The sequence below is a fragment of the Microcystis sp. M53603_WE2 genome (assembly GCF_030065435.1).
The window spans coordinates 1-2,273 of the sequence record NZ_JASJFF010000837.1 but is presented as its reverse complement, the minus strand read 5'-3'; the positions used below and the strand labels follow the sequence as shown (position 1 = coordinate 2,273).

The window sequence follows — 2,273 nt, the reverse complement described above, 5'->3', positions numbered from 1 at the left end:
TATGGGAGTGATCAGGGGGAAATTCAGGGACTTTTTCCCTGAAAATTAGGTAATTGACCCCCTCAAAATCGGTAAAACCCCACACCCCACACCCCACACCCTACACCCTGCCCCTAGGAAAAACTTTTTCAGCAGACCCTACTTATTTAACGATTTGCGTTGAATTTTCGTTTTTTTGCCAGTATTCTCGCCAAGAAAGTCCAGAAATCTATCTCTATAGGCCCAATTTCGCCGCTAAAGCGATCGCTACTGGGAAAATGCGATGTTCTTGCACTTGAATGCGTTCGTGGAGACTGGCCGCGGTATCATCCGGGAGAATGGGAACCACTGCTTGCATTAAAATTGGGCCACTATCTACCTCCGCGCGAGCGATATGCACAGTACATCCGGTCACTTTTACCCCCGCAGCTAAAGCTTGTTCCACGGCGCGCACACCTTTAAAACTGGGTAGTAAACTAGGATGGATATTGATCACGCGATCGGGAAAAGCATCTAGTAAAACCGGGGTGACAATTCGCATCCAGCCCGCCATAATTACCCATTTTACGCCGTATTCTTGGAAAGTTTCTACTATTGCCCGATCGAGTTCTTCTCTGGGTTTAAATTGACGATGATCGAGGAAAACCGCAGGGATATTGTAGTCATCGGCTCTTTCTTTTACCTTGGCATCGGGATTATTGTAGATGAGAACAGGAATTCGGGCATTTAGCTGTTTTTTTGCGATCGCTGCCGCCAAAACAGCAAAATTGGAACCACTACCAGAAGCCATCACTCCTAAAGAGAGGGTTTCCTCTAGGGGAATATCGGCCAAACTGAGATCGGGAGAAATTAAACTGGGGGAAATTGTCATCATATTTTATAAGCGAGTTCGAGTGCATTGCAAAAGCTATTGAGGCGATTCAGCAAAGCATTATAGTAAGAATAAGCATCATCCCGTTCCTCTTGGAGATAGGCATACAAGGTTAGCTCAGGCTCTGAAGCTAGGTGATTTTTAGGGATATCGAAACCGACTTCGGTTAGGCGCGTCGATGCGATCGCAACTAGCAACGCCCCAATGGTATTGGACTCACCATTGTGAAGATCCCTCAGTCCGGGTAAGATGATCTCGGCCCCTGGCAACTCATTGAGATTCATGATTGTTTCTCCTCTGGTGGACATTGAAAACGTTCAATAAAGTTCTCGACTCTGCTTCTCAGCACATCAGGGTTAAGGGAGGGGAATCGGATTAGTTCCGGTGCAATCGCTTCAAAGCATTCCCCTAGCTCATTCAAAGAGAATAATTTGTGTTCGTACATAGCTTCAATATCTTTCAAGTCACGGTCAAACCCTCTCGATAGTTTAGAAAGAGCTTGGGCTGTAAAATCATAGTGATAGAAAGAGATTTGACCTCGTTTGCCAATGAATACGCTTCGATCACGCCATCCCGGAATAGGGGGCAGAAAATCCTGCGGAGATGCCAGTTCAATGTTGATGTTCAATTCTTTTTTCAGCTTTGCGATCGCTTGAAAAATGCCCGGCGGTTCGGGATCTAGACGGATATCCACATCGACTGTGGAATTGCGCCATCCCACCAGTAAGGCACTCGCTCCACCTGTAAAGTAGATAGTGCCTGAACCCTGAGCTTCTTTACCTAAGATTTGCATTAGGCGTTCTAACTTCTGAGCGTCAACGTTTGCACGCATTTTTTGGCCGTGATTATCTGCCTCAAGTTACCAGTTTAGTTTAGTGCCTACTCAAAGGTAAATTGTACAACTGAATCGAAAAAATCCCCATACCCCTATCTCCCCTATCCCCGTTGTTTCAAACCGGTTTCAATAGCGGCAATTACTGTTTCTATGACTTTAACGCGGGCGAAATACTTATCATTTGCCGCTACAATCGTCCAGGGGGCGACGGGGGTGCTAGTGCGGGCTACCATGTGATTAACTGCCACATGGTAGAGGGGCTGTTTTTCCCGATTGCGCCAATCTTCATCGGTGAGTTTATGCTGACGATAGGGGTTAGTTTGGCGCTCGTTGAAACGATTTAACTGTTCCTCGGGGCTAATATGTAACCAGAATTTGACTAAAACACAGCCTGAATGGGTTAATTGGGCCTCAAATTCGTTAATTTCTTGATATGCCCGCCGCCAGTCCATATCTTTAGCGAATCCTTCCACTCTCTCCACCAAAATCCGTCCATACCAACTGCGATCGAATATACCGATAGTTTTGGCTGCGGGCAATTTCCGCCAGAAGCGCCAGAGGTAATGATAGCGGTGTTCTTCCTCCGTC

Annotated in this window: 4 protein-coding genes and 1 pseudogene; 1 reads left to right on the top strand and 4 read right to left on the bottom strand. The window is 46.4% G+C overall.

The annotated features are described in order from the left end of the window. Positions 1–53: 53 nt before the first annotated feature. Entirely contained in the window at positions 54–278 is a 225-nt protein-coding gene (locus tag PX481_RS17785) for a hypothetical protein (protein WP_288026138.1), read from the top strand. Here the strand turns inward: PX481_RS17785 and purN are convergent. From purN to PX481_RS17765, 4 genes and pseudogenes are all read right to left on the bottom strand, one after another. Next, entirely contained in the window at positions 215–853 is a 639-nt protein-coding gene (purN, locus tag PX481_RS17780; protein WP_002758651.1) for a phosphoribosylglycinamide formyltransferase, read from the bottom strand. The genes PX481_RS17785 and purN overlap by 64 nt on opposite strands. Further along, entirely contained in the window at positions 850–1,134 is a 285-nt protein-coding gene (locus tag PX481_RS17775) for a hypothetical protein (protein ID WP_002769454.1), read from the bottom strand. The genes purN and PX481_RS17775 overlap by 4 nt, the downstream gene beginning before the upstream one ends. Beyond that, positions 1,131–1,682 (bottom strand): DUF6036 family nucleotidyltransferase, encoded by a 552-nt coding sequence (locus tag PX481_RS17770; protein ID WP_002758648.1) that lies wholly within the window; start codon positions 1,680–1,682, stop codon positions 1,131–1,133. The genes PX481_RS17775 and PX481_RS17770 overlap by 4 nt, the downstream gene beginning before the upstream one ends. A 104-nt stretch (positions 1,683–1,786) precedes the next feature. Then, positions 1,787–2,273 (bottom strand): annotated as a pseudogene (locus PX481_RS17765) (polyphosphate:AMP phosphotransferase); the annotation flags it as partial.

Excerpts from the sequence above, each read along its gene's own strand:
- purN (WP_002758651.1), bottom strand. The coding sequence starts at position 853 with ATGATGACAATTTCCCCCAGTTTAATTTCTCCCGATCTCAGTTTGGCC.
- PX481_RS17775 (WP_002769454.1), bottom strand. The coding sequence starts at position 1,134 with ATGAATCTCAATGAGTTGCCAGGGGCCGAGATCATCTTACCCGGACTG.
- PX481_RS17770 (WP_002758648.1), bottom strand. The coding sequence starts at position 1,682 with ATGCGTGCAAACGTTGACGCTCAGAAGTTAGAACGCCTAATGCAAATC.